At 67.0% G+C, this 25404-nt stretch carries 26 protein-coding genes; 16 read left to right on the top strand and 10 right to left on the bottom strand.

The features are described 5' to 3' along the window. Positions 1-3: 3 nt before the first annotated feature. Together ABE434_RS03885 and ABE434_RS03880 are read left to right on the top strand one after the other, a co-directional pair. Entirely contained in the window at positions 4-612 is a 609-nt protein-coding gene (locus ABE434_RS03885; protein ID WP_346477885.1) for a thioredoxin family protein, read from the top strand. Between the two features lie 120 nt (positions 613-732). Further along, positions 733-1875 (top strand): hypothetical protein, encoded by a 1143-nt coding sequence (locus tag ABE434_RS03880; RefSeq protein WP_346477884.1) that lies wholly within the window; start codon positions 733-735, stop codon positions 1873-1875. A gap of 102 nt (positions 1876-1977) precedes the next feature. Here ABE434_RS03880 and ABE434_RS03875 read toward each other — a convergent pair whose 3' ends face one another. Beyond that, a complete protein-coding gene (locus tag ABE434_RS03875) occupies positions 1978-2469 on the bottom strand; it encodes a MarR family winged helix-turn-helix transcriptional regulator (protein WP_176987947.1) in 492 nt (163 codons plus the stop codon). Between the two features lie 127 nt (positions 2470-2596). Between ABE434_RS03875 and hppD the strand changes: the two genes are divergently transcribed. Together hppD and hmgA are read left to right on the top strand one after the other, a co-directional pair. Beyond that, entirely contained in the window at positions 2597-3712 is a 1116-nt protein-coding gene (gene hppD, locus ABE434_RS03870; protein ID WP_346477883.1) for a 4-hydroxyphenylpyruvate dioxygenase, read from the top strand. Between the two features lie 106 nt (positions 3713-3818). Next, positions 3819-5120 carry a homogentisate 1,2-dioxygenase gene (hmgA, locus tag ABE434_RS03865; protein WP_346477882.1) on the top strand — a complete coding sequence of 434 codons (1302 nt, stop codon included), beginning with the start codon at positions 3819-3821 and terminating at the stop codon, positions 5118-5120. Between the two features lie 7 nt (positions 5121-5127). On the opposite strand, the gene ABE434_RS03860 is transcribed toward hmgA, so the two are convergent. Continuing rightward, entirely contained in the window at positions 5128-5658 is a 531-nt protein-coding gene (locus ABE434_RS03860; RefSeq protein WP_346477881.1) for a hypothetical protein, read from the bottom strand. Between the two features lie 157 nt (positions 5659-5815). Here ABE434_RS03860 and ABE434_RS03855 point away from each other — a divergent pair, with 157 nt between their 5' ends. Next, the gene (locus ABE434_RS03855; protein WP_346477902.1) at positions 5816-6397 is read left to right on the top strand and encodes a hypothetical protein; all 582 of its coding nucleotides are present in this window, start codon (positions 5816-5818) and stop codon (positions 6395-6397) included. Between the two features lie 100 nt (positions 6398-6497). Continuing rightward, positions 6498-7460 (top strand): calcium/sodium antiporter, encoded by a 963-nt coding sequence (locus tag ABE434_RS03850; protein ID WP_176987953.1) that lies wholly within the window; start codon positions 6498-6500, stop codon positions 7458-7460. 120 nt (positions 7461-7580) lie between these two features. Here ABE434_RS03850 and ABE434_RS03845 read toward each other — a convergent pair whose 3' ends face one another. The 8 genes from ABE434_RS03845 to ABE434_RS03810 all read right to left on the bottom strand — a co-directional run bounded on the left by ABE434_RS03845 (position 7581) and on the right by ABE434_RS03810 (position 15477). Further along, positions 7581-7994, bottom strand: coding sequence for a Na+/H+ antiporter subunit G (locus tag ABE434_RS03845; protein WP_346477880.1), 414 nt, complete (start codon positions 7992-7994; stop codon positions 7581-7583). Further along, a complete protein-coding gene (locus ABE434_RS03840; RefSeq protein WP_019185292.1) occupies positions 7991-8275 on the bottom strand; it encodes a K+/H+ antiporter subunit F in 285 nt (94 codons plus the stop codon). Before ABE434_RS03840 ends, ABE434_RS03845 begins: the two co-directional genes overlap by 4 nt. Further along, positions 8272-8778, bottom strand: a complete 507-nt coding sequence (locus ABE434_RS03835; RefSeq protein ID WP_346477879.1) for a Na+/H+ antiporter subunit E — start codon at positions 8776-8778, stop codon at positions 8272-8274. The genes ABE434_RS03840 and ABE434_RS03835 overlap by 4 nt, the downstream gene beginning before the upstream one ends. After that, complete coding sequence (locus ABE434_RS03830) at positions 8775-10310, bottom strand: monovalent cation/H+ antiporter subunit D (protein ID WP_123729955.1); 1536 nt, start codon at positions 10308-10310, stop codon at positions 8775-8777. Before ABE434_RS03830 ends, ABE434_RS03835 begins: the two co-directional genes overlap by 4 nt. Next, positions 10307-10690, bottom strand: coding sequence for a Na+/H+ antiporter subunit C (locus ABE434_RS03825; protein ID WP_019185295.1), 384 nt, complete (start codon positions 10688-10690; stop codon positions 10307-10309). Before ABE434_RS03825 ends, ABE434_RS03830 begins: the two co-directional genes overlap by 4 nt. Then, positions 10690-13518, bottom strand: a complete 2829-nt coding sequence (locus ABE434_RS03820; RefSeq protein ID WP_346477878.1) for a monovalent cation/H+ antiporter subunit A — start codon at positions 13516-13518, stop codon at positions 10690-10692. The genes ABE434_RS03825 and ABE434_RS03820 overlap by 1 nt, the downstream gene beginning before the upstream one ends. Before the next feature lie 358 nt (positions 13519-13876). Further along, positions 13877-14362, bottom strand: a complete 486-nt coding sequence (locus ABE434_RS03815; RefSeq protein WP_346477877.1) for an Mpo1-like protein — start codon at positions 14360-14362, stop codon at positions 13877-13879. A gap of 188 nt (positions 14363-14550) precedes the next feature. Then, entirely contained in the window at positions 14551-15477 is a 927-nt protein-coding gene (locus ABE434_RS03810) for a phosphoribosylaminoimidazolesuccinocarboxamide synthase (protein ID WP_176987958.1), read from the bottom strand. 143 nt (positions 15478-15620) lie between these two features. Here ABE434_RS03810 and ABE434_RS03805 point away from each other — a divergent pair, with 143 nt between their 5' ends. The 10 genes from ABE434_RS03805 to ABE434_RS03760 all read left to right on the top strand — a co-directional run bounded on the left by ABE434_RS03805 (position 15621) and on the right by ABE434_RS03760 (position 25397). Beyond that, a complete protein-coding gene (locus ABE434_RS03805; RefSeq protein WP_123730837.1) occupies positions 15621-15950 on the top strand; it encodes a DnaJ domain-containing protein in 330 nt (109 codons plus the stop codon). 43 nt (positions 15951-15993) lie between these two features. Further along, positions 15994-16671 (top strand): ribulose-phosphate 3-epimerase, encoded by a 678-nt coding sequence (rpe, locus tag ABE434_RS03800; protein WP_070426117.1) that lies wholly within the window; start codon positions 15994-15996, stop codon positions 16669-16671. A gap of 12 nt (positions 16672-16683) precedes the next feature. Beyond that, a complete protein-coding gene (locus ABE434_RS03795) occupies positions 16684-17166 on the top strand; it encodes a GNAT family N-acetyltransferase (RefSeq protein WP_346477901.1) in 483 nt (160 codons plus the stop codon). A 193-nt stretch (positions 17167-17359) separates the two neighbouring features. Further along, positions 17360-18292, top strand: coding sequence for a lipid kinase YegS (yegS, locus tag ABE434_RS03790; protein WP_346477876.1), 933 nt, complete (start codon positions 17360-17362; stop codon positions 18290-18292). Positions 18293-18459: 167 nt separating this feature from the next. Next, the gene (trpE, locus tag ABE434_RS03785; protein ID WP_346477875.1) at positions 18460-19935 is read left to right on the top strand and encodes an anthranilate synthase component I; all 1476 of its coding nucleotides are present in this window, start codon (positions 18460-18462) and stop codon (positions 19933-19935) included. Positions 19936-20016: 81 nt separating this feature from the next. Further along, positions 20017-22074 carry an acyltransferase gene (locus ABE434_RS03780; RefSeq protein WP_346477874.1) on the top strand — a complete coding sequence of 686 codons (2058 nt, stop codon included), beginning with the start codon at positions 20017-20019 and terminating at the stop codon, positions 22072-22074. A gap of 103 nt (positions 22075-22177) precedes the next feature. Then, a complete protein-coding gene (locus ABE434_RS03775; RefSeq protein WP_346477873.1) occupies positions 22178-22756 on the top strand; it encodes an aminodeoxychorismate/anthranilate synthase component II in 579 nt (192 codons plus the stop codon). A gap of 32 nt (positions 22757-22788) precedes the next feature. Further along, entirely contained in the window at positions 22789-23826 is a 1038-nt protein-coding gene (trpD, locus tag ABE434_RS03770) for an anthranilate phosphoribosyltransferase (protein WP_346477872.1), read from the top strand. Positions 23827-23889: 63 nt separating this feature from the next. Next, positions 23890-24684, top strand: coding sequence for an indole-3-glycerol phosphate synthase TrpC (trpC, locus tag ABE434_RS03765; protein WP_176987963.1), 795 nt, complete (start codon positions 23890-23892; stop codon positions 24682-24684). Continuing rightward, a complete protein-coding gene (locus ABE434_RS03760; RefSeq protein ID WP_346477871.1) occupies positions 24681-25397 on the top strand; it encodes a haloacid dehalogenase-like hydrolase in 717 nt (238 codons plus the stop codon). The genes trpC and ABE434_RS03760 overlap by 4 nt, the downstream gene beginning before the upstream one ends. Positions 25398-25404: the final 7 nt, after the last annotated feature.

Genomic DNA, 25404 nt, shown 5'->3' with positions numbered 1-25404 from the left:
GCGATGCGCATGAAAGCCGTGGGGATGTCGATGATCGCGGCCGGCCTGCTGGCCGCCTGTTCGCCGTCGTCGGCGCCCACCGCTGCACCTGCGCAGCCGCTGGATGCCTCCGAGCAGAAACCCCCGGTCGCCGATCCCGGCGAACCGGTTGCCTCGGGCAACACCCCGGCCGCGGCGGACATCGCCGCGATCGCGGCGCTCAACGCCCAGTTCGATCCCGCCCGCGATCCGGTCGCCGACCTGGCCACGGCCAAGGTCGAGGCCCAGCGCGGCGGCAAGCGCATCATCGTGGACGTGGGCGGTGAGTGGTGCCCGTGGTGCCATCTGATGGACGGTTTCATCGAAGGGGATGCGGAGATCCGCAGCTTCCGCGATGCGAACTACGTCTGGATGAAGGTCAACTACAGCGAAGAGAACGAGAACGCGGCCTTCCTGTCGCAGTTCCCGGCGGTGAAGGGCTACCCGCACCTGTTCGTACTCGATGCTGACGGCAAGCTGCTGCACTCGCAGTTCACCGGCGAGCTGGAGGCCGACAAGGGGCAGAAGAAGGGCTACGACCGTGGCCGCTTCTTCGCCTTCATGAAGCAATGGGCGCCCCCGAAGGCGTCGTGATCGAAGAGGCCGCGGATTCCGCGGCCTTTTTTTTGCCCTCAATTTCCGCGCCCTGCTGCCGCTACCCCCAAGGACCTCATGCCGCGCTGTTCGTGGCGGGCAACCGACGGAATTCGACGCATGCAGCCGGGCACCAGCGACAGCACCACCGATGTTTCCCTTGATGCGCCGGCCGGCGTGAGCCTGCCGCCGGTCGATGTCCTGCTCGACGACCAGACCGCGCCGGATGCGCTCGATGGCGAGGCCGGGACGCCGGCCCCGGGCGCGATCCGCTACCGCCTGCCGATGGTCTCCGTGCCCGACAACGTGCTGCTCAAGGCCGCGGTGCAGAAGCTGGTGGAGCAGAAGGCGCAGCTGGATGCGCTGGCACGCCAGGGCAACCTGCCCGGCCTGATCCCGGCCGAGTGGCAGGGCAGCGGCATCCGCGGCGTGGACCTGCAGGGCTTCGTGCTGAGCGTGGTGCCGTTCCTGCAGAACGCCAGCAAGGACGAAACCGCCCCGGCACGCCTGCCGCTCAAGCACGTCCTCGGCGATGCCGGGCGCTGGGACCAGCACGACGTGGAGGAGCCCAGATCGCTGGCGTTCTTCCTGGCCAGCGATGATCGCGCCAGCGCCGGCACGAAGGATCCTGCCGAGGTGTACCTGGTCGGCGCGCTCGGCCTGGCCTGGGCGCACGAAGGGCGCACCCGCCCGGGCTTCCTGCGCGCGATGGGGTACGACAGCATGGCCGCGCGCGTGCACCTGCTGCCGTATCCGGCGGCAGCGCAGCTGGCGCTGTACAGCGTCACCGCGCACGGGGTAACCCAGATCTGGTGCGTGCTGGACCGGCGCAAGGTGCGCCCGCTGCTGGCACCGTGGATCAGCGTGCCGCTGCTGACCGCCTACGGGGTCAATGCCCCGCAGACCTGGCCGACCAGCTTCCCGGCGGTGGAGGAGGTGGCCGCGATGCTGGCCGCCGCACGGGGCGGCAAGGGGCCGGTCGAAGCGGACCTCGGCAAGGTGGCGGCCAAGGTCGCCCAGGACGCGTCGGGCGAAGCCTGGATGCCGGTCAGCCTGCTCCAGGTCGGCACCTGGGCACCGCGCTGGCGCTACTTCATGGCCACCTTCATCGGCCTGCCGTCGCTGTTGCTGGTGGTCGCCGCGCTGGCCCTGCCGGGCGCGATCGAAGCCGCCGCCGTCGCCGCCTCGCTGGGCTTTGCCGGCGGCGCGATCGGTGCCCTGGCGGCGCCGTGGGTGCATGCACGGCGCAAGCACCTGAGCTGAGGCGCAACGGAGGCGCAACGACCAACGGTCGTTGCCTACCGGCATCGCGTAGGTCCCACCGGCATCGCGCAGGTACCCACCGTGGGTGGGTACGCCTTGCGATCAGGCCTCGTCCATCCGCTGCAGGCCTTCGCCGGCCAAGCGCAGGATCAGCGTTTCCAGCATCTGCTCTTCCTCTTCGCTGAGCACGGACATCAGCTTGCGGGTGATGTCGATCACCAGCGGGGCGATGGTCTCGTACACCTCGAATCCGGCGGCCGACAGCGCCAGCACCGAACGGCGGCGGTCGTCGCCATGGGTTTCACGCTTGATGAAGCCCCGTTCGAGCAGTCTGGCCACGGCGCGGCTGACCGCGACCTTGTCCATCGCGGTGCGATCGGACACCTCGCTGGCCGACGAGCCCGGATACAGCGCCAGGACCGTGATCACCCGCCACTCGGGGATCGCCAGGCCATAGCGGTCCCCATACAGCTTGGCGATATTGCCGCTGACCCGGTTGGACAGAACGCTCAGCCGGTATGGCAGGAACTGCTCCAGATCGAGCAGGGCGTGCGAGGCGCGGATGCTGTGACTGCTGGGATCGGGCGGGCTCATGCTGCGGTGCACCTTGATGGTGGTTTCATATGAAACTATAACCTACGTTCCGGACACCGCATTCTCGCGGGTCTGCCTTCCTACCGCACCTGGTTTTTTCCGATGCGGACTGCTTTGGAGCCACAGCATGACCAGCCAAACGAGCACCGCGTCCTACGCACCCGATCCGGGCATGCAGGTCACCACCTTCGAAAACCCGATGGGCATCGATGGTTTCGAGTTCGTCGAGTTCGCCGCCCCGGCCGGCCGTGGCGCGGAACTGCACGCCTATTTCCGCAAGATGGGCTTCACCGCGGTGCTGCGCCACAAGCAGCGCGCGATCACGGTCTATCGCCAGGGCGACGTGAATTTCCTGGTCAATGAAGAGCCGGATTCGTTCGCCTCGGACTTCGCCGAGAAGCACGGCCCCTGTGCCTGCGGTTTCGCGATCCGCTTCAAGAAGCCGGGCGACGAGGTCTACCAGATGGCGCTGGGCAACGGTGCCGAAGCGATCGACTTCAAGCCGGAGACGCGCGCCGTCGCCGCGCCGATCATCAAGGGCATCGGCGACTGCATGCTGTATCTGGTCGACCGCTACGGCGCCAGCGGCAGCATGTTCGATACCGACTACGCGCCGATCGAGGGCGTCGACCTGCGCCCGAAGGGCTTCGGGCTGACCTTCATCGACCACCTGACCCACAACCTGTACTTCGGCAACATGCAGCAGTGGTCGGATTACTACGAGCGCCTGTTCAACTTCCGCGAGATCCGCTACTTCGACATCAAGGGCCTCAAGACCGGCCTGGTGTCCAAGGCGATGACCGCGCCGGACGGCATCGTGCGCATCCCGCTCAACGAATCCTCCGATCCGAAGAGCCAGATCAACGAATACCTCGACGCCTACAAGGGCGAAGGCATCCAGCACATCGCCTGCTTCACCGAGAACATCTACGAGACCGTGGAAGCGATGCGCGCCCAGGGCGTGGAGTTCCTCGACACCCCGGACACGTATTTCGATGTGATCGACATGCGCGTGCCCAACCACGGTGAAGACGTGGCCCGACTGGCGAAGAACAAGATCCTGATCGACGCCGACCCGGAGACCCACCAGCGCAAGCTGCTGCAGATCTTCACCACCAACTGCATCGGGCCGATCTTCTTCGAGATCATCCAGCGCAAGGGCAACGAAGGCTTCGGCGAAGGCAACTTCACCGCGCTGTTCGAAAGCATCGAGCGCGACCAGATGAAGCGCGGCGTGCTGTAAGGCACTCGGCCGCCACCCGCGTTACGCTCCAACGGTGGCATCCGCGCCCGCGCGGGTGTCACTGGCTGTATTCCCTTGCCATCCACGCCTCCGGCGGAGCAGGACCATGAACAACCCGATGTCATCGCGCGGTTACCAGACCGGTTTCGGTAACGAGTTCGCCACCGAGGCGGTGCCCGGCGCACTGCCGGTGGGACGGAACTCTCCGCAGCGTGTCGCCCATGGCCTGTATGCCGAACAGCTGTCCGGTACGGCGTTCACCGCGCCGCGCGGCAGCAATCGCCGCAGTTGGGTGTACCGCATCCGCCCGGCGGTGACCCACGGCGAATTCACCCCCTTCATCCAGCCGCATCTGCACGGCGACTTCGCGCATGGCGCGGTCTCGCCCAACCAACTGCGCTGGGATCCGTTGCCGCTGCCTGGCACGCCCACCGATTTCATCGAAGGGCTGTACACCATGGGCGGCAACGGCTCGCCGGACGCCCACGGCGGCGTTGGCATCCACCTGTATGCCGCCAACCGGGACATGCAGGGCCGCTACTTCTACAACGCCGATGGCGAGCTGCTGATCGTGCCGCAGCTCGGCCGCCTGCGCCTGCTCACCGAGCTGGGCGTGATCGAGATCGAGCCGCAGCAGATCGCGGTGATCCCGCGTGGCGTGCGCTTCCGTGTCGAACTGCCCGATGGCGACGCGCGCGGCTATGTCTGCGAGAACTTCGGCGCGCTGCTGAAGCTGCCGGACCTGGGCCCGATCGGCTCCAACGGCCTGGCCAATCCGCGCGATTTCGAGACCCCGCATGCGGCGTTCGAGAACCTCGACGGCGCGTTCGAACTGGTCGCCAAGTTCGAGGGCCAGCTGTGGCGCGCGGACATCGATCATTCGCCGCTGGACGTGGTCGCCTGGCACGGCAACTACGCGCCGTATCGCTACGATCTGCGCCGCTTCAACACGATCGGCTCGATCAGCCACGACCATCCCGATCCCTCGATCTTCCTCGTGCTGCATTCGCCCAGCGACACGCCGGGCACCAGCAACATGGACTTCGCGATCTTCCCGCCGCGCTGGCTGGTCGCGCAGGACACGTTCCGCCCGCCGTGGTTCCACCGCAACATCGCCAGCGAGTTCATGGGCCTGATCCATGGCGCCTACGATGCGAAGGCGGAAGGCTTCGTGCCGGGTGGTGCCTCGCTGCACAACTGCATGAGCGGCCACGGCCCGGACGCGCCCACCTTCGAGAAGGCCTCCGCGGCCGACCTGAGCCGGCCGGACGTGATCAAGGACACGATGGCCTTCATGTTCGAAACCCGCGGCGTGATCCGTCCGACCGCCCAGGCGATGGAGGCGGCGCACCGTCAGCGCGGGTATCAGCAGTGCTGGCAGGGGTTGAAGGCGAATTTCTCGGGCTGACGCCGTCTCAAACCACGTCGATCTGGAACCGGTCGGCATGCTCCTTCGGCAGCACCTCCAGCAACCGCTGCCGCACCCGTTCGGCATAGCCGGTCGAGGTCAGCCCGGGCAGCGCCTCGAGGGCGGCGTGCAGCGCGGCCATGACCGCGTCATCGCTGCGCGACTGCTGCAGGGTATGGAACAGCGCCGCCGCCTGCGGATGACGCTGCAGTTCCAGGATGTCCAGCAGGTAGATGCGGGCAGCGACCAGCGAGCGGCGGCGTTCGGTCACCGGCACCGGTGCCACGGTCGGCATCACGCCAGCCGCGGGCGCGGCGGGCGCGACAACGGCGACCTCCGCGACCGCACGCGATACCAGGTAACCGCTCTGGATCAGCTGGATCACCATCGCCGCGGTTTCCGGTCCCACCAGCTGGCCGAGCTGGACCAGGTCACGCTGGCCGTCGCACAGGATCAACAGCCGGCGCTGGCGCATGTCCAGGGGAGCACGGTGGGCCTGCAGCGCAGTGCGGGCGAGATCGGTCTTCTGCGGTTGCATGGGGGCGGGGTCGATGCGGTGCAGGCCGAGCCTGAACGCGGCAGGTGAAACGCGGATGACAGCGATGCCGTGCATGTCGCCCACACGGCCCTCGCGCTAGGCTGCGCCCATTCAACGGGAGGATGCAGGCATGAAACAGCTGGGAAGTGTGATGGCACTGGGGATGGTGCTGGCCTTGGCCGCGTGCGGGCGCGCGCCCGAAACCCCGTCCAGCGATGCCGAGGCGGCCGTGCCTGCACCGGCGGCTGACACTGCGCCCGCAGCGCCCGCCACGGCGGCACCGGGCACGGCAACGCAGGGACCGGCGCGCCTGGATGGCTACGGTCCCGTGGCGCTGGGCAGCACGCTGGACGAGGTACGCGCGGCATGGAAGGAACCGCTGCAGGGCGAGGTCGCCGACGACTACTGCCATGCGCTGCGGCCCGAAGGCGCGCAGGCCGAGGACGTGATCTTCATGATCGAAGGCAGGCGCCTGGTGCGCTATGACGTGCGCAACGATCGCATCGTCGCCCCGGGCGGCGGCAAGGTCGGCATGTCGCTCGGCCAGCTGCAGACGCTGTACCCGGACCGCGGCGACCTGACCCCGCACAAGTACGACGAGAAAGGCCACAACCTGCGCGTGCGCCCGGCGACCGAGGGCGGTGCACTGGTCAACTTCGAGATCAATGGCGATGGCAACGTCACCGCCTGGCGGGTCGGCAAGACCCCGCAGGTGGACTACGTGGAAGGCTGCTCCTGAGCCACCCGCACCGCCCCGGCCGCGGCGCCGGGGCGGGCCTTCACCGTTGGGCGTGGGCTGGCCCTAGAATCGGCTCACATCTGTCACCGGGGAGCACCAGATGATCGCTGCCACTGTTTGGTTCGTGCTGGGCCTGGTGCTGTTGGCACTGGGGGGCGATGCCATCGTCAAGGCTGCCTCCGGGCTGGCCCAGCGCTTCGGCGCCTCGCCCTTCGTGGCCGGGTTGCTGCTGGTCGCCTTCGGCACCTCGCTGCCCGAGCTGGTGGTCAATGCCCGGGCCTTCGTGGTCGGGGCGGAAGAACTCGCGCTGGGCAACGCGGTGGGCAGCAACATCGTCAATGTCGGGCTGACCCTGGGCCTGGCGGCCCTGGCCGCGCCGCTGCTGGTCCGCGCGCGCCTGCTCTCGCCGCTGCTGGTGTGCCTTGCGGCGGCCAGCCTGCTGCTGATCCTGTTCGGCCTGGATGGGGTGATCGCGCGCTGGGAAGGGGCCGTGCTGCTGCTCGCCTTCGTCGCCCTGCTGGTGTTCCTGCTGCGCCGCGCGCGGGCGGAATCCGAGCCGGTGCGCGAGGCCATCGCCGGCTATGCGATGACCCGCACCGGGCTGTTCCTCAATATCCTGCGGCTGCTGTTCGCGGCGGTGTGCCTGTACCTCGGCGCGCGCTGGATCGTGCAGGCCGCACCGGTGTTCGGCGCCGGGCTGGGCTGGTCGCCGCTGCTGGTCGGCCTGCTGCCGGTGGCGATCGGCACCGCGCTGCCCGAAGTCGCCGCGGCGGTCGCTGCGGCACGCCGTGGCCAGGGCGACATGGTGCTGGGCCACGTGATCGGTTCGAGCCTGTTCAATCTGCTGGTGGTGGTCGGCGGCATGGCCGCGCTGCGTCCGCTGGCGCTGCCCGCGTCGTTCGTGAAGCTGGAGCTGCCGGCGGCGATCGCCTTCGTGCTGGTGCTCTACCCGATGCTGCGCGGTGACCTGACGATCAGCCGGCGCGAAGGCGCGGTGCTGGTCGTGGCGTTCGTCGGTTGGATCGCGCTGGAGCTGGCGTTGATCGGCGGCGTGTGGGGTTGACGGCCAACCGTTGAAGCAGCCGGCCAGCGGCCGGCTCTACCGTTTCGCAGGCATGTTGCAGCCGGCCAGCGGCCGGCACTACAGCGGTGCGGGCTTGTTCAAGCCGGCCAGCGGCCGGCACTACTGGCTGTCGCGGGAAATGGGCGCCTTCGCATCATCGGCGTCGTCGTCGCGGCGCGGTTCCGGCGGCGGCAGCTGTTCTTCCTTGGCGGTCTTGTGGCCCGGCAACTCCGGCCGGGTTTCCATCAGCAGCGACAGCGCGGCCTTGGCCATCATGTGCGCGCTGATCGGCGCGGTGATGAACAGGAACACGGTGATCAGCAGCTCGCGCGGCTGCGGGTCTTCGCCGAGGAAGATGTGATAGCAGACCGAACCCACCAGCACGCAGCCCACGCCCAGCGTGCTGGCCTTGGTCGGTGCATGCAGGCGCTTGAAGAACGTGGACAGCTTCACCAGGCCGAGCGCGCCGACCAGGATGAAGAAGCAGCCGAACAGCAGCAGGATCGACAGCACGATCTGGATGAAGGTGATCATTCGACGATGTCCCGGCGCAGCACGAACTTGCTGAGCACCACCGTACTGCCGAAGCCGAGCATGGCGATGATCAGCGCGGCTTCGAAGTACACCGCCGAGTTGAGGTACATGCCGAACAGCATCAGCTCGGCGATGGCCGTTACCGACAAGGTGTCCAGGGCAAGGATGCGGTCGGGCACGGTCGGGCCGCGCAGCAGGCGCCAGGTGGCCAGCAGCATCGCCAGGCCTACCACGTGCATGCACACCACCATCGTGGTCTGGATGAACATATGTCCGGTCATGGGAAAATCTCCATCAGCGGGGCTTCGTAGCGGGATTTGATCTGCCGGATCAGCTCGTCCGGATCATCCAGGTGCAGCACGTGCACCAGCAGGTACCGTCGGTCATCCGACAGCGCGGCCGAGACCGTGCCCGGGGTCAGCGTGATCATGCTGGTCAGCGCGGCGATGCCGTGGATGTTGGCGATATCCAGCGGCAGCCAGATGAAGCCGGGGTGGATGCGGCGCTCCGGGCCCAGCACCTGGATCGCCACCCGGATGTTGGAGACCAGGATGTCCCACAGGGTCACGAACACCAGTTTGGGCAACGGCCTGAGCGAGCCGATCCGCGCGAATTCGCGGTCCAGCCGCGCCGCGAACAACGGCACCACCACGCCCAGGATCATGCCGAGCACGAACTGGCCCAGCGTGAAGCTGTCGGACATCAACAGCCAGAACGCCACCACCATCACGCTCAGCGAGGGCGAGGGCAGGATGCGCTTGTACAGGGAAGGCTTGCGCGTCATGGCTGGCGGATCTCCGGCGTGGTGGCGCGCAGTTCACCGACGTAGTCCTGCGGCTGCAGCAGCTGGGTGGCCATCGCATCGGTGTGCTGCATCAGCGGGCCGGCGAACACGCTCATCGCGATGCCATAGCTGAGCAGCAGCGCGGCGGCGAACAGTTCCACGGTGCGTGTGGGTGCCTTGCGCGGTTTGGGCGCGCCTTCTTCGACGACCGGTACGCGCCAGAACAGGCGGATGCCGCCCCGGGTCAGGCCGACGATCACCATCAGGCTGCTGCCCAGCACCGCGGCCCACACCGCCCAGGTGTACTGCGCCGGCATGCCGGCCAGCAGCGCGGCCTTGGCCAGGAAGCCGGACAGCGGTGGCAGGCCGGCCACCGAGACGGCGCCGATCAGGAACAGCACGGCAGGCGTTTCCTTGCCCGGCATCGGCGCGATGACTTCCTTGCGGTCGCTGGCACCGCCACGACGGCGGCGGATCAGGTCGGCGATGAGGAACAGCGCGGCGGCCACGAAGGTGCTGTGCGGCAGGTAATACAGGCCGGCCGAGAGGACTTCCGGCGTGCGCACCGAGAAGGCGATGAACAGCGTCGCCGCCGAGACCACCACCAGGTAGGAGATCAGCACGCGCAGGCGCGCGGCGGCGAGCACGCCCAGGCCGCCCAGCACCAGCGTCGCCACGCCGGCCCAGAGCAGCCACTGGCTGCCGTAGCCGGCCATCGGGCCCGCGCCTTCGCCGAACCACAGCGTGCTGACCCGCAGCACTGCATAAAGGCCGACCTTGGTCATGATCGCGAACAGTGCGGCCACGGCGGCCGGTGCACGTGCATAGGCTTCCGGCAGCCACAGGTACAGCGGCATCAGCGCGGCCTTGCTGCAGAACACCAGCAGCAGCAGGCCCATGGTCGCCTTGACCAGGGTCAGGTGCGACGCCGGTACTTCGGCGATGCGCTGGGACAGCTCGGCCATGTTGAGCGAGCCCAGCGAGGCGTACAGCAGGCCGAGTGCGATCAGGAAGAGGGTCGAGGCGGTGACGTTGAACACCACGTAGTGCAGGCCGATGCGCATACGCAGGCCGCGCCCGCCGCTGAGCAGCAGGCCGTAGGAGGCGATCAGCATCACCTCGAAGAACACGAACAGGTTGAAGATGTCGCCGGTCAGGAACGCGCCGTTGAGGCCGACCAGCTGGAACTGGAACAACGCGTGGAAGTGCGGCGCGCGCCGGTCCCAGCCCGAGCAGGCATGCAGCAGGCAGGGGATGGCCAGCAGCAGCGTGGTCACCAGCATCCAGGCCGAGAGGCGGTCGGCCACCAGCGCGATGCCCAGGCGCGAGGGCCAGTCACCCAGCAGGTACACCGCGATGCTGCCGTCGGCGGTCTGCGCGAACAGCAGCGCGACGGCGGCGGCGAGTGCGGTCAGCGTGGTCCACGCCACCGTGCGCTGCACCTTCGGCCCATAGCGGCGGTGCTCGACGAACAGCGAGCAGGCTGCGCCGAACAGCGGAATCAGGATGGGCAGGATCACCGCATGGTTCATGCGCCGCCCTCCCGGCCCGGCGCGGTGTCGGCGGGGAGTTCTTCTTCTTCGTGCGCGTCCACGTGGTCGCTGTGGTTGTCGCTGCGGCTGCGCATCGCCAGCACGATGCTGACTGCGGTCATCGCGAACGCGATCACGATGGCGGTCAGCACCAGCGCCTGCGGCAGCGGATCGGTGTAGTTGCCCAGGTCGCTGTCGATGCCCTCACGCAGCACCGGCGCCTTGCCCTGGACCAGGCGGCCGCCGGCAAAGATCAGCAGGTTGGTCGCATACGAGAGGAAGGTCATGCCGAGGATCACATCGAAGCTGCGCGCGCGCAGCAGCAGGTAGATGCCGATCGCGCTCAGTACGCCGATGGCGCTTGCCAGGGCCAGTTCCATCAGTGCATCTCCCCGGTTTTTGCCGAACGGCGGGTGGGATCGATCTCGCCTTTGCGGGCGTTGCGGGTGCGCGAGGGCTTGATCGTGCCCATCATCGAGAGCATCAGCATCACGCCGCCGAACACCACCAGGTACACGCCGGTATCGAAGCCGATCGCACTGGCCAGCGGTACCTCGCCGATCAGCGGAAGGTGCAGGTCCAGGTGACCGCTGGTCAGGAACGGCACGCCGAACAGCATCGAGGCGCAGCCACTGAGGATGGCGATCAGCAGGCCGGCACCGATGCAGCGGGTGTAATCGAAGCCGAAGCGCGATTCCACCGAGGTGGTGCCCTGGATGACGTACTGGATCAGCAGCGGCACGGCCAGCACCAGGCCGGCGATGAAGCCGCCGCCGGGCGCGTTGTGGCCGCGCAGGAACAGGAAGATCGAGACAGTCAGGGTGAGCGGGAACATGATCTGGGCCAGATCGGCCGGCACCGGCAGCTTGATCGGCGGGCCGGGCATGATCTGTTCCGGCGCCATCCGCGAGCGGCGCAGCATGGCGTGCACCACCAGCGCGGCGATGCCGAACACGGTGATCTCACCGAAGGTATCAAAGCCACGGAAGTCGACCAGGATCACGTTGACCACGTTCTGCCCATAGGCCTCCGGCAGCGCACGCGCCAGCAGCTCGCCGGCCATGGTATTCGGCGGCAACGTCATGGCGGTGTAGGCCATCGCGGCCAGGCCGCCACCGGCGACGATCGCGATCACCGCATCGCGCCGTTTGCGCCAGACCGACTTCTCCGGCGGCGACTGGATCGGCAGGTAGTTCATGCCCAGCAGCATCAGCACCAGGGTGACCATTTCCACCAGCAGCTGGGTCAGCGCCAGGTCGGGCGCGGACAGGAACACGAAGGTCAGCGAGACCATCAGGCCGACGCCGCCGACCACCAGCACCGCCAGCAGGCGCTGCCGGTAGACGAACAGCGCGCCCAGCGCGCAGGCCATCATCACCAGCCACAGCGCCCAGCCCAGCAGCGGGATCGGCTGCGGCGAGGGCCAGTTGGGCGAAGCCGGGTTGGCCACGAACGGCGCGGCGGCGACGATGATCGCCACCACCACCAGCGCCATCAGCATGCGCTGCAGGCTGCCGTTGGCCAGGCCCTGGGTGAGCCGGTGGGCGAAGCCGAACACCAGGTCGAGCTGCTTGTGGAAAATGTTGCGGCCGATGCTGCGGCTGACCACCGCATGCAGGTTGATCAGGCGGCGCAGGCCGAAGTACAGCGCGATACCGCCGATCACGCCGGCGATGCTCATCATCAACGGGGTATTGAAGCCGTGCCAGACCGAGAGGCTGTAGGCCGGCATCGCCGGGCCCAGGATCGACGACGCGGCAGCATGCAGCACCGGCGCGATGGTGATCGCCGGCGCGACGCCGACGGCCACGCAGACCACCACCAGGATCTCCACCGGCACCTTCATGAAGCGCGGCGGTTCGTGCGGCACCCGGTCCAGATCATGCGGGCCCTTGCCGAAGAAGGTGTCGTGCACGAAGCGCAGGCTGTAGGCCACGCCGAACACGCCGGCCAGCAGCGCGGCGATCGACATCACCACGCGCATGGTTTCCGGGCCGCCCGCGGTCAGCGCCTCGGCAAACAGCATTTCCTTGGACAGGAAGCCGTTGAGCAGCGGAATGCCGGCCATCGCCAGCGAGGCGATGATCGCCAGCGCGCTGGTGATCGGCATCAACCGCCGCAGGCCGCCCAGCTTGCGCATGTCACGGGTGCCGGTCTCGTGGTCGATGATGCCGGCGGCCATGAACAGCGACGCCTTGAAGGTGGCGTGGTTGAGGATGTGGAACACGCCGGCCACCACCGCCATCGGCGTGGACAGGCCGAACAGCATGGTGATCAGGCCGAGATGGGAGATCGTCGAATAGGCCAGCAGGCCTTTGAGGTCATGCTGGAAGATCGCGTTCCAGGCGCCGATCAGCAGGGTGATCGCCCCGATGCCGCTGACCGTATAGAAGAACAGATCGGTGCCGGCCAGCGCCGGGTGCAACCGGGCCAGCAGGAACACGCCGGCTTTGACCATTGTCGCCGAATGCAGGTAGGCCGAGACCGGAGTCGGCGCGGCCATCGCGTGCGGCAGCCAGAAGTGGAACGGGAACTGGGCGCTCTTGGTGAAGATGCCGGCCAGGACCAGGAAAAGGGCATACGGGTACAGCGAACTGGCGCGGATCAGATCGCCGGCGGCGAGCACCGCGTCCAGCTCGAAGCTGCCCACGATGCGGCCGATCAGCAGCACGCCGCCGAGCAGGGCCAGGCCGCCGCCGCCGGTGACCACCAGGGCCATCCGGGCGCCCTCGCGGGCGTCCTGGCGGTGCGACCAGAAGCCGATCAGCAGGAACGAGCTGATGCTGGTCATTTCCCAGAACACCATCAGCAGCAGCAGGTTGCCCGAGAGCACCATGCCGAGCATGGCGCCCATGAACAGCAGCAGGTAACAGTAGAAGCGGTGGGCGCTGTCGCGGGCGCTGAGGTAGTAGTGGGCGTACATCACCACCAGCGCGCCGATCGCCAGCACCATCCCGGCGAACATCCAGGCCAGGCCGTCCAGGCGCAGCGAGAAGGCCAGCCCGATCTGCGGAATCCACTCCCCGTAGCTGCGGACGATCCCGCCGTCCATGATCGCCGGGGTCATCGTCGCCAACAGCGCCAGTCCTCCCAGCGGAGCGGCCGCGGCTACCCAGGCGGCCGTGGAGCGGGAGGTGCGGCGGAATGAAGCGACGGCCACTGCCATCAGGAAGGGCAGGGCGAGCAGCAGGAGCAGACTAGGATTCATGCAGGGAATGCGGGATTCACGAGCAGGTCGTTCAGTCTAACAGGCAGGCAATTGCTGCCGATACACCCGAATACGCCCTCAATTGCATCTAACGTGCACTGATTCATTTTTTCGGGGCGGCGCATGGCCCATTCGGGTCCGTCGAAGGCCGTATGGAGGCCCACCCTCGACTTTGCCGACTGTGGCCGCCCGGAGGCCATCGAAACGGGTCCGGAACCAGTCGTCGCAGGGGCTGCGGGACGGCCGGGATGTGCACGAAGATGAACGGTGACCGACGCTCGAAGGGCCACTGCGGACGATGCTGGACGGTCCGGCGTGGAGTGCCGGTGAGCGCGCCCGCTCGTTCAGGAAAAACAGGTCAGTAGCGCCAACCCATCCGGCGGTAGACCTTGGCCAGGACCCACAGCGGGCCGATCAGCAGATAGACCAGATCGGTCAGGAAGCTCGGCTTGCGGCCTTCGTGCTTGTGTCCGATGAACTGCGCGACCCAGGCGACGGCAAAGACCCCCAGGGCCAGCCAGAACAGGTTCACCAGCCCGATCTCGGCTTCCAGCAGGCGGCACACGCAGCCGCTGACGAAGAAGACCGCCAGCATGCCGTAGCCCAGCGTGCGCGAGAGGCGGTTGTAGAAACACCAGGCGGCGAACATCGCCAGGCCGGCCCAGATCCCGTTCTGGAACCAGGTGATCAGCGGCGGGAGGCACCACAGCAGGCCGATCACCGACCACAGGATCGCCGGGACGGCCACGATGTGGATGCGCTGGTTCAGCACATTGCGGTGATCGTCGGAATAGCTGGCGAAGTAGCGGTCGATCGGGCGTGCAAGCTGGGTGGCGGTCTGCATACTGCGTCGCTTCCTCGGACAACGGTAGTGGGGGGGCCGGGGGCGCCCCCCCCCCCAGAACACGAAGGGGTTGGGGCGGCGCGCCCGGCCCCCCACACGCCCCTTCGCGGTGTTGTGGGGGTGGCCGCCCGCCCCCCCCCACTACCCGCGGCAACGCCCCCAGCCACGTCGGCCGGGGGCGCAGGGAATCAGTCGACCGAGATGCCGGCCAGGCGCTGCAGCGCCTCGGCGTACTTGGCGCGGGTGCGCTCGATGATCTCGGCGGGGATGCTCGGGCCGGGCGCGGTCTTGCCCCAGTCCAGCGTCTCCAGGTAATCGCGGACGAACTGCTTGTCGTAGCTCGGCGGGCTGGTGCCCACCTCGTACTCGTCGGCCGGCCAGTAGCGCGAGGAATCCGGGGTCAGCATCTCGTCCATGATGTACAGACGGCCGTCGGCATCGGTGCCGAACTCGAACTTGGTGTCGGCGAGGAGGATGCCGCGCTCGCGGGCATACTCCGCCGCGAAGGCGTAGATGCGCAGGGTGGCGTCGCGCACGCGCTCGGCCAGGTCCGCACCGACCGCCTTGACCATCGCATCGAAATCGATGTTCTCGTCATGGTCGCCGACGGCGGCCTTGGTCGAGGGGGTGAAGATCGGTTCGGGCAGCTGTTCGGCCTGGCGCAGGCCATCGGGCAGCTCGATGCCGCTGATCTTGCCGGTGCGCTGGTAGTCCTTCCAGCCACTGCCGATCAGGTAGCCGCGGGCGATGGCCTCGACCGGGACCGGCTTGAGCTTGCGGGTGACCACGGCGCGCTTGGCGTACAGGGCCGGATCCACGCCCTCGGGCAGCACGCTGGCGACATCGATGCCGGTCAGGTGGTTGGGCATCAGGTGCGCGGTCTTGGCGAACCAGAAGTTCGAGACCTGGCAGAGCATTTCGCCCTTGCCGGGAATCGGATCGGGGAGCACCACGTCGAAGGCTGACAGACGGTCGGTCGCGACCATCAACAGGTAGTCCCCCGGCGGAGTGCCGGCGGGGAGCCGGTCGCGCGGAATGTCGAAAACATCACGCACCTTGCCGCGATGGCGCAAGGGCAGGCCGGGGAGATCGGATTGCAACAACGTGGTCGGCACGGGCACTCCTGAGGCTTCGTCATGACAGCTGTCCAGGGGACCCGGAGGGCCCGCACAGACAGCGGGCGGCCTAGTGTAAAGCGGGTTGGGCCCGCTGTGACGTAAAATGAGGATCCTTTATCGCCTCGGCTGCCCAGACCACCATGCGCTGGTACGGAAAACTGCTCGGATTCATCGCTGGCGCCCTGTTGTTCAGGCCCAATCCGCTGTTCGGGGCCGTGGTCGGGCTGCTGCTGGGGCATGCCTTCGATGCCGACTGGTTCCGGCTGAACAGGGAAAACCCCTACCGCGAGCTGGGGCTGACCTCCGAGGCGACCGATGCCGAGATCGACCTGGCCTACCGTCGGTTGATGTCTCAGTACCACCCGGACAAGGTGGTCGGCGCAGCGCCGGAGCTGCGCCAGCAGGCCGAGCGCAAGTCGCGCCAGCTCAATGCCGCCTACGACCGCATCAAGACCCTGCGCAAGCGCTGATTCCGCGCGGCGCCCCCCTTTCAACATCCTGAAGGCCCCGGCCATGTCCAACTGCATCATTGCCCCCTCCATCCTGTCCGCCGATTTCGCCCGCCTGGGCGAGGAAGTGGACAACGTGCTCGCGGCCGGCGCCGACTGGGTGCATTTCGATGTGATGGACAACCATTACGTGCCGAACCTGACGATCGGCCCGCTGGTCTGCCAGGCGCTGCGCAAGCACGGCGTGACCGCGCCGATCGATGTGCACCTGATGGTGGAGCCGGTGGACCGGATCATCCCGGATTTCGCCGAGGCCGGCGCGACCTACATCAGCTTCCATCCGGAGGCCAGCCGCCACGTGCACCGCACGATCCAGCTGATCCGTTCGCTGGGCTGCAAGCCGGGCGTGGTGCTCAATCCGGCCACGCCGGTGGACATCCTGGACTGGGTGCTCGATGACCTGGACCTGGTGCTGGTGATGTCGGTGAATCCGGGCTTCGGCGGCCAGGCGTTCATTCCGTCGGCGCTGGACAAGGTGCGCGCCATCCGCAAGAAGATCGACGCCAGCGGCAAGGACATCCGCCTGGAGATCGACGGTGGCGTAAAGGCGGACAACATCGGTGCGATCGCGGCGGCCGGTGCGGATGCGTTCGTGGCCGGCTCGGCGATCTTCAATGCGAAGACGAGCTACCAGGACATCATCGCGCAGATGCGCGGCAACGTCGCCGCGGCGCGGGGTTGAGCCATGGGACCGGTGGCTGCCGTGACGATCCGCGTGGCCACCGCTGACGATGCGGCGCTGATCCTGCGTTTCATCCGCGAACTGGCGATCTACGAGAAGGCCGAGGCGTCGGTGCAGACCGACGAAGCGGGCATCCGCGCGAGCCTGTTCGGGCCGGAGGCGAAGGCCCACGCGCTGATCTGCGAGGCCGACGGCGTGGCGATCGGGTATGCGGTGTACTTCTACAACTACTCGACGTGGCTGGGCCGCAACGGGATCTACCTGGAAGATCTGTACGTGAGTCCGGAGCATCGCGGCAGTGGTGCGGGCAAGGCGCTGCTGCAGCACATCGCGCGGATCGCGGTGGCCGGGAACTGCGGCCGTTTCGAATGGTCGGTGCTGGATTGGAACGAACCGGCGATCCAGTTCTACGAAGCCGCCGGTGCGAAGCCGCAGAGCGAGTGGACGGTGTACCGGATGGAAGGCGAGGCGCTGCGGATGTTTGCCGCAGGCTGAGCCGTCTTCAAAAAAAAAGACCGCACCATTGCTGGTACGGCCCTGGGAACTGCGGGAGGCTGATCCTGCCTCCATCCATCTTCCCTGCTATGGCCTTCCATTCTCCGGGGGATCGGTGACGCTTTGATGACGTTCACCGGCGGCCACGCCGTCCGCTGCTAGCCTTCGCTTCCCCACTCCCTGGAAGTACCGCATGAGCCGTCCCCATTGGCGTTTGATCCTCAACGGAAAGGCCACCGGCAATGAGGATGTGCGCGAGGCGGTGGCGGCGATGCGCGAGCGGGGGGTGCAGCTGGAGGTGCGGGTGACCTGGGAATCGGGCGATGCCGAGCGCTACGTGGCCGAGGCGATCGCGCACGGGGTCGATACGATCATCGCGGCCGGCGGTGATGGCACGCTCAGCGAGGTGGCCGAGACGCTGGCGCATCGCGAGGAGTCCGCCGACGCGCTGCCTTCGCTGGGGCTGTTGCCGCTGGGCACGGCCAATGATTTCGCCACGGCGGCCGAGATTCCAGATGCACCGCTGGCGGCGCTGGAGATGATCGCGCACGCGCCGGCACGCCCGGTCGATCTGCTGCGCATCGATGCCGATGGCAAGGTGTGGTGGTGCGCGAACGTGGCCAGTGGCGGCTTCGGCACCGACGTGACAGTGGAGACCGACGAGGGCCTGAAGAAAGTGCTCGGCGGGCTGGCCTATCTGGTCACCGGGGTGTCGCGGCTGGGGCGCATCGATCCGATCCAGGCGCAGGTCCGGGCGCCGGGGTTCGCGTGGGCCGGTGGCTTCATCGCGCTCGGCGTGGGCAATGGCCGCCAGGCCGGCGGCGGGCAGGTCCTGTGCCCGGAGGCCCTGATCGATGACGGACTGTTGGATGTCACGGTCATTCCGGAGCTGAGCGGGGAGGTGACGTCGACCCTCGCGGCACTGGTCAAGGGCGGCAAGCGCGGCGCGCTGGAGCAGGTGGCCGAGCGCGTCCAGTCACCGTGGGTGGAGATCGAGGCCGAGCTGCCGCTGACGCTCAACCTGGATGGCGAGCCGGTCCAGGCCCGGCATTTCCGCATCGACTGCGTGCCCGGGCGGGTCAACCTGCATGTGGCGCTGGACAGCCCGCTGCTGTCACGCGGCTGATGCGCCGGGCGGCGCCGGGTTCCATCCGGTGCCGTCAATGCGGTACAGTCGCCGGGTGTCCATTCTGACGACCCCGCATACCCTTTCTTCCGCTCGCCGTTGGTGGCGATGGTGGCCTGTTGCCGTCGTCCGTCCCGCCACCGCCGTTTCCCGGAAGGAAAGTCGTCTTGATCACGCTCGAGCAGTTCCAGCAGCAGGCCGCTGAAGGCCACACCCGCATCCCCGTCGTCCGTGAAGTGCTGTCCGACCTGGACACGCCGCTTTCGGTCTATCTGAAGCTCGCCGACGGCCCGCATACCTATCTGTTTGAATCGGTCGAGGGCGGCGAACGCTTCGGGCGCTATTCCATCATCGGCCTGCCGGCACGCCGGGTGTATGCCTTCCACGGCCATACCCTGAGCATCAGCGAGTCCGGCACGGTGGTGGAAACCCGTGAGGTCGCCGACCCGTTCACCGAGGTCGAGGCGCTGCGCAGCGCCCACTCGGTGCCAAAGCTGGCCGGTCTGCCGGGCTTCACCGGTGGCCTCGTCGGCTGGTTCGGTTTCGAGTGCATCGGCTATATCGAACCGCGCCTGGCACCGCCGCGTGGCCGCGATGAGCTGGGCACACCGGACATCCTGCTGCTGCACTCCGAAGAACTGGCGGTGTTCGACAACCTCAAGGGCCGCCTGTACCTGATCGTGCATGCCGACCCGGGCCAGCCCGGTGCATGGGAGGACGCCCAGGCCAAGTTGGATGCGCTGGTCGCCAAGCTGCGCGCCCCCGGCGCCGGCTACCCCGCGCCAATCACCCGCGATGTGCTGGACGAGAACGATTTTGTCTCCGGCTTCACCCGCGAAGGCTTCATCGCCGCGGTCGACAAATCCAAGGAATACATCCGCGCCGGCGACATCTTCCAGGTGGTGCTGAGCCAGCGCCTGAGCGTGCCGTTCAAGGCACGCCCGGTGGATGTGTACCGCGCTCTGCGTGCGCTCAATCCCTCGCCGTACATGTATTTCCTCGATACCGGTGATGTGCAGGTCGTGGGCTCCTCGCCCGAGATCCTGGTGCGGCTCCAGGATGGCGAAGTCACCGTACGCCCGATCGCCGGCACCCGCCCGCGTGGCGCCACCGTGGAAGAAGACAATGCACTGGAAGCCGAACTGCTGGCCGATCCCAAGGAACGCGCCGAGCACCTGATGCTGATCGATCTGGGCCGCAACGATGCGGGCCGCGTGTCCAAGGCAGGCACGGTGCAAGTGGGCGAGCAGTTCGTGATCGAACGTTACAGCCACGTCATGCACATCGTCAGCGAAGTCACCGGGCAGCTGCAGCCGGGCCTGAGCTATGCCGACGTGCTGCGCGCGACGTTCCCGGCCGGCACCGTCAGCGGCGCGCCGAAGATCCGCGCGCTGGAAGTGATCCGCGAGCTGGAGCCGATCAAGCGCAACGTCTACGCCGGCAGCATCGGTTACATCGGCTGGCACGGCGATGCCGACACCGCGATCGCGATCCGCACCGCGGTGATCAAGGACGGCCGCCTGCACGTGCAGGCCGGCGCCGGCATCGTCTACGACTCCGATCCCGGCAAGGAATGGGACGAAACGATGAACAAGGGGCGCGCGCTGTTCCGTGCGGTCGCGCAGGCGGCCAAGGGGCTGTAGGCAGGATCGTCTGCGTTGTGCCAAACCCCGGCAGGTGGTCTGATGCCGGTTCGATCTACATGGACTTGATCATCGATTCCAATGAAAACCAATGATTTCAAATACATGCCGCACATCGACGGGCTCCGGTGTGTCGCGGTCATGGCCGTCCTTCTGTTCCATTTCGGTGTCCCTGGACTGGGTGGCGGCTACGTTGGCGTAGATATCTTCTTTGTCATCAGTGGCTACCTGATCAGCTCCATCATCATTGGGGAAATGGTGAGTACCGGAGAGTTCAACTTCCGGAACTTCTACGCGCGCCGGGTTAGGCGGATCCTGCCGGCGTTGATCGCCACGCTGCTGGTGACCTCGGCGTTTGCGTGGGTGATCCTGACGCCGGCGGATCTGGTGGCCTATGGAAAGTCGCTGGTGGCATCGGCGGTCTCGCTGTCCAACCTGCAGTTCTGGTCGGAAAGCGGGTACTTCGACACTGCTTCACAGACCAAGCCGCTGCTGCATACCTGGTCGCTCAGCGTTGAAGAACAGTTCTATCTGGTCTGGCCGGCACTGTTGTATCTGTGCCATCGGTTCTTCGGAAAGCGAGGGCTGTTCTGGGGCATCGTTGCCGCCGGCCTGCTGAGTTTCCTCGCCAACTACGTTGCCGTGACCCGGCAGGGCATCGGGTATCGATCGGACCTGTTCTTCCTGCCGCATTTCCGGGTGTTCGAGTTCGCCATCGGTGCGATGGGCTTCTATGTGATCAGGAAGCTGCCGTCCTCCCGTGCGGTGCAGGAAGGGCTGCTCGCGGTCGGCATCGGTCTGATCGTCTACTCGATCGTGGCGTTGGAAGAAGGCGACGTGTTCCCCTACGTGAACGCAATCGCCCCCTGCATCGGTACGCTGTTGGTGATCGCTGCCCGGGAGTCGAGCGCGGCCAGGCTCCTGCTGGGCAACCCGGTCGCGGTCTGGATCGGCAAGATCAGCTACTCCTTGTACCTGACCCACTGGCCGGTGGTGGTCTTCGCGGGGCAGTACATGACCGCAAGCCACTGGACCACACGTTTCGCCATCATGGCCGTGCTGTCACTGCTGGCTGCGATTCCGCTGCACTACCTGGTGGAGGTCCGCTTTCGTCATTCGGGCCGTTCGGCCGTGGGGGGAGGCCCGGTGGGGCGCACGCTGGCCGCGGCCATGCTGTGTTGTGCCATGGGGGCTGCGTTTCTCATTTCCGACGGCATGACCTGGCGCTATCAGTACTTCACGCCGGGCGCCATCCTGCATGGCGGGGAAGGCTCGGCGACATCCTCAGCCCAGGCGTCGGACAGGCATGCCGACGTGGCGCCGGTGAACAGCGGCTCTTTCCGACCCCTGGGAGCCGCGGAAATCGACGCTGGCAAGGCCAAGCGGTTCGAGAAATTGATGGCCGCCTGCAATGTCGAAACGTTGGACGACCCCTCGCGTTGTTTCATGGACAGACCTGCCCAGGTCCTGCTGTTCGGGAATTCGCACGAGCCTGATGCCTTCAATGCATTCGACGAGATCTATGGCAAGGATTCGCGCGTCAATCTGATCAATTTCGGCACCGTGAACGACTGCGAGGTTGTATTGGGGGCGAATTCGATTTCCTCTACGACCTCCCAGTTGGCATGCGACAAGCGCTTCGCGGTGCTGGACAGCGATCGCCTGATCCAGGCCCTGGATGTCATCGTATTCAATACCCATCAAGGGTTCGATGCGGTCGCCGGGGATCTGTGGAAGATCCTGGAAATCCTCAAGAAGAGGAATCCCTCCCTCCGGATCGTTGCGATCGGCTCCTACCTGCAGACCAGCACGGATTGTGCGTCGCTCTACAACCGATACGGTACGTACGACGCCTGCCGACGTCCGGAGTTCGTCAACTACATCAATGTGGACGAGCAGGCGAAATCGCCGATTCCGCAAGTGCACTCGCTGGATTACCTGTACATCAGCAAATACGCGCTGTTGTGCAAGGACAGCGCGTTGGCCGGGTGCGCGGTGGAGGCGGACGGAGAGCCGGCGTTCTATGACCAGCATCATCTGTCATGGGGCTTTGCGCGTTACATGGGACGCAGGCTGGCGGAGGTCCATGCCAAGGACCTTGCCGAGGTGGGGCTTCCCGTGCCGGTGGACGGAAAATGATGTGATGAAGGGCCGACAGGGGTCGGCCGGTTCATCTGGACTATTACCACGGTGTCTGATCGCAGGGCGATCCAGACCCGCAGCTGTGACAAGGGTCAATGACATGCTGTTGATGCTCGACAACTACGACAGCTTCACCTACAACCTCGTGCAGTACCTGCAGACGCTGGGCGCCGAGGTGAAGGTGGTGCGCAATGACGCGTTGAGCGTCGATGAGATCGCCGCGCTCGCGCCCGAGCGCATCGTGATCTCGCCCGGCCCGTGCACGCCGAACGAAGCGGGCGTGTCGCTGGAGCTGATCCGTCGGCTCGGCCCGACCACGCCGATCCTGGGCGTGTGCCTGGGCCACCAGAGCATCGGCCAGGTGTACGGCGGTGATGTCATCCGCGCCACCAACATCATGCACGGCAAGACCTCGCCGATCCGCCATGAAGGCAAGGGCGTCTTCGCCGGCCTGCCGGACCGCTACCAGGCCACCCGCTACCACTCGCTGGTGGTCGACAAGACCACGTTTCCCGCGTGCCTGGAGATGACCGCCTGGACCGAGAACGAGGACGGCTCGATCGAAGAGATCATGGGCCTGCGCCATCGCGAACATCCGGTCGAGGGCGTGCAGTTCCATCCCGAGTCGATCCTCACCGAGCATGGCCACGCCCTGCTGAAGAATTTCCTGCAGCGCTGAGCGCGCCGCACCTGCATCACAAAGGACCCCGCATGACCTTCTCCCCCCAGGAAGCCCTGCAGCGCACCATCGAGCACCGCGAAATCTTCTTCGACGAAATGGTCGACCTGATGCGGCAGATCATGCGCGGTGAAGTGTCGCCGGTGATGACCGCCGCGATCCTGACCGGCCTGCGGGTCAAGAAGGAAACCATCGGCGAGATCGCCGGTGCCGCCACCGTGATGCGCGAGCTCGCCCTCGCGGTACCGGTGGAGGACAAGACGCATCTGGTGGATATCGTCGGCACCGGCGGGGATGGTTCGCACACCTTCAACATCTCCACCTGCGCGATGTTCGTGGTCTCCGCGGCCGGCGCCAAGGTGGCCAAGCATGGCAACCGCAGTGTCTCCTCCAAGTCCGGCAGTGCCGATGCGGTCGAGGCGCTGGGCGCGGTCATCGATCTGCGTCCGGACGAGGTCGCACGCGCGATCACCGAAACCGGCATCGGCTTCATGTTCGCGCCGATGCACCATCCGGCGATGAAGGTCGTCGCGCCGGTGCGCCGCGAGATGGGGGTGCGCACGATCTTCAACATCCTCGGCCCGCTGACCAATCCGGTCGGTGCGACCAACGTGCTGATGGGCGTGTTCCACTCGGATCTGGTCGGCATCCAGGCGCGCGTGCTGCGCGAACTCGGCGCCGAGCGCGCGCTGGTGGTGTGGGGTCGCGACAACATGGACGAGATCTCGCTCGGCGCCGGTACCCTGGTCGGCGAGCTGCGCGACGGCAAGGTGCGCGAGTACGAGATCCATCCGGAGGACTTCGGCATCGCGATGTCGGCCAGCCGCAACCTCAAGGTCGACGGCCCGGAAGAATCCATCGCGATGCTGCGTGGCGTGCTCGACAACCAGCCCGGCCCCGCGCTGGACATCGTGGCGCTGAATGCCGGCGCGGCGCTGTACGTGGCCGGTGTCGCCGACACCATCGCCGATGGCCTGGCCCGCGCCCGCGCGGTGCTGGCCGATGGCAGTGCGCGTTCGCGGATGGAGCAGTACGTGGCCGCCACCCGCCGTATCCGCGGGGCCGTCTGAGCCCGCGTTTTCTGAATTCAGCGGGGCTGGCCGATAATGGCCGGTCTCCAGGACCCCAATGACATGAGCGACATCCTCGATACCATCCTGGCCCGCAAGGCCGAAGAAGTCGCCGCACGCCGTGCCCAGGTGCCGCTGGAGGCGCTGATCGCGCGCGTGGAGCAGGCCCCGCCGGTGCGTGGCTTCGCCGATGCGCTGCGTGCCTCGATCGCCGCCGGCAACCCGGCCGTGATCGCCGAGATCAAGAAGGCCAGCCCGTCCAAGGGCGTGATCCGTCCGGACTTCCATCCGGCCGACATCGCGGTGAGCTACGAGTTCGGCGGCGCCAGCTGCCTGTCGGTGCTGACCGACGTGGATTTCTTCCAGGGCAGCGACGCCTACCTGCAGCAGGCCCGTGAAGCCTGCACGCTGCCGGTGCTGCGCAAGGACTTCGTGATCGATGCCTACCAGGTGTACGAAGCGCGCGTGCTCGGCGCCGACTGCATCCTGCTGATCGTGGCTGCGCTGGACGATCGCCAGCTGGCCGAGCTGTCCGACCTGGCCATGCAGCTGGGCATGGACGTGCTGGTGGAAGTGCACGACATCGACGAGCTCGAGCGCGCCATCCAGGTGCCGGTGCCGCTGATCGGCATCAACAACCGCAACCTGCGCACCTTCGAGGTATCGCTGCAGACCACGCTGGACATGCGCCAGGCCGTGCCGCGCGACCGCCTGCTGGTCACCGAAAGCGGCATCCTCGGCCCGGCCGATGTCACCGTGATGCGCGAGGCCGGGGTCAACGCCTTCCTGGTCGGCGAGGCCTTCATGCGCGTGGAAGAGCCCGGCGAGGGCCTGCGTCAGCTATTCTTCAGCGCATGACAGCGATCTACCCAACGCCGCGCGACGACGCCCCGCTGGTGGTCTTCGACTTCGATCACACCCTGTATGACGGCGATTCCGGCAGCCATCTGTTCGCCTGGCTGATCAAGCGCAACCCGCTGCGGCTGCTGGCCGCCCTGATCGCCACGCCGCTGCTCGGCCCGCTGGTGGCGTTCCTGCCGACCCGCCGCCGCGGCATCTCCGGCTACGTCTGGATCGCCACGTTCGGCCTGCACCGGGCGCGCGAGTTCAACAAGGTCATCGACCGCTACGTGCTCAAGCACGAGGCCGACATCCGCCGCCGGCTGCTGCCGGTCGCGCTGGAGGTGTTTGCCCGGCATCGTGCCGCCGGCGACCGCGTCGTGGTCGCCACCGGCGCCCCGCCGGAGCTGGCCCGCGCGATCCTGGCCTTTGTCGCCCACCAGGGCGTGCCGGTGATCGGCAGCGAGGTCGGCCCGTTGCTGGGCGCGGTCATCGCCACCCGTCACTGCCACAACGAAGAAAAGATGCGGATGCTGCGCGAGCGCGGCTATGGCGAGATCGATGTCGCCTACTCCGACAGCAGCGCCGACCTGCCGTTGCTGCTGGCCGCTGCCGCACCGGTCGTGGTCAATCCGAAGGCCTCGCGCGTGGCGTACTTCCGCCAGGTGCTGCCGCCGGGTACCCCGGTGCTCAACTGGGGCTGTGTCGACCGGGCCGGCGATCCGGTCTGATCCGGCG

The sequence above is a fragment of the Stenotrophomonas sp. TWI1183 genome (genome assembly GCF_039673115.1).
Classification (GTDB): Bacteria; Pseudomonadota; Gammaproteobacteria; order Xanthomonadales; family Xanthomonadaceae; genus Stenotrophomonas; species Stenotrophomonas maltophilia_AA.
The sequence above is the reverse complement of the archived record's forward strand: the minus strand, read 5'-3'. Positions and strand labels throughout refer to the sequence as shown.

Bases quoted from the DNA above. Each gene is read 5' to 3' on its own strand.
- rpe (WP_070426117.1), top strand. From the start codon at position 15,994: ATGTCCAACTGCATCATTGCCCCCTCCATCCTGTCCGCCGATTTCGCC.
- ABE434_RS03815 (WP_346477877.1), bottom strand. From the start codon at position 14,362: ATGCAGACCGCCACCCAGCTTGCACGCCCGATCGACCGCTACTTCGCC.
- ABE434_RS03860 (WP_346477881.1), bottom strand. From the start codon at position 5,658: ATGCAACCGCAGAAGACCGATCTCGCCCGCACTGCGCTGCAGGCCCAC.
- ABE434_RS03805 (WP_123730837.1), top strand. From the start codon at position 15,621: ATGCGCTGGTACGGAAAACTGCTCGGATTCATCGCTGGCGCCCTGTTG.
- ABE434_RS03775 (WP_346477873.1), top strand. From the start codon at position 22,178: ATGCTGTTGATGCTCGACAACTACGACAGCTTCACCTACAACCTCGTG.
- ABE434_RS03780 (WP_346477874.1), top strand. From the start codon at position 20,017: ATGAAAACCAATGATTTCAAATACATGCCGCACATCGACGGGCTCCGG.
- ABE434_RS03885 (WP_346477885.1), top strand. From the start codon at position 4: ATGCGCATGAAAGCCGTGGGGATGTCGATGATCGCGGCCGGCCTGCTG.
- ABE434_RS03760 (WP_346477871.1), top strand. From the start codon at position 24,681: ATGACAGCGATCTACCCAACGCCGCGCGACGACGCCCCGCTGGTGGTC.
- ABE434_RS03880 (WP_346477884.1), top strand. From the start codon at position 733: ATGCAGCCGGGCACCAGCGACAGCACCACCGATGTTTCCCTTGATGCG.
- ABE434_RS03830 (WP_123729955.1), bottom strand. From the start codon at position 10,310: ATGAACCATGCGGTGATCCTGCCCATCCTGATTCCGCTGTTCGGCGCA.
- hmgA (WP_346477882.1), top strand. From the start codon at position 3,819: ATGAACAACCCGATGTCATCGCGCGGTTACCAGACCGGTTTCGGTAAC.
- trpD (WP_346477872.1), top strand. From the start codon at position 22,789: ATGACCTTCTCCCCCCAGGAAGCCCTGCAGCGCACCATCGAGCACCGC.
- hppD (WP_346477883.1), top strand. From the start codon at position 2,597: ATGACCAGCCAAACGAGCACCGCGTCCTACGCACCCGATCCGGGCATG.
- trpC (WP_176987963.1), top strand. From the start codon at position 23,890: ATGAGCGACATCCTCGATACCATCCTGGCCCGCAAGGCCGAAGAAGTC.
- ABE434_RS03835 (WP_346477879.1), bottom strand. From the start codon at position 8,778: ATGACGCGCAAGCCTTCCCTGTACAAGCGCATCCTGCCCTCGCCCTCG.
- ABE434_RS03840 (WP_019185292.1), bottom strand. From the start codon at position 8,275: ATGACCGGACATATGTTCATCCAGACCACGATGGTGGTGTGCATGCAC.
- ABE434_RS03875 (WP_176987947.1), bottom strand. From the start codon at position 2,469: ATGAGCCCGCCCGATCCCAGCAGTCACAGCATCCGCGCCTCGCACGCC.
- ABE434_RS03820 (WP_346477878.1), bottom strand. From the start codon at position 13,518: ATGAATCCTAGTCTGCTCCTGCTGCTCGCCCTGCCCTTCCTGATGGCA.
- ABE434_RS03845 (WP_346477880.1), bottom strand. From the start codon at position 7,994: ATGATCACCTTCATCCAGATCGTGCTGTCGATCCTGCTGCTGTTCGGC.
- ABE434_RS03825 (WP_019185295.1), bottom strand. From the start codon at position 10,690: ATGGAACTGGCCCTGGCAAGCGCCATCGGCGTACTGAGCGCGATCGGC.
- yegS (WP_346477876.1), top strand. From the start codon at position 17,360: ATGAGCCGTCCCCATTGGCGTTTGATCCTCAACGGAAAGGCCACCGGC.
- ABE434_RS03850 (WP_176987953.1), top strand. From the start codon at position 6,498: ATGATCGCTGCCACTGTTTGGTTCGTGCTGGGCCTGGTGCTGTTGGCA.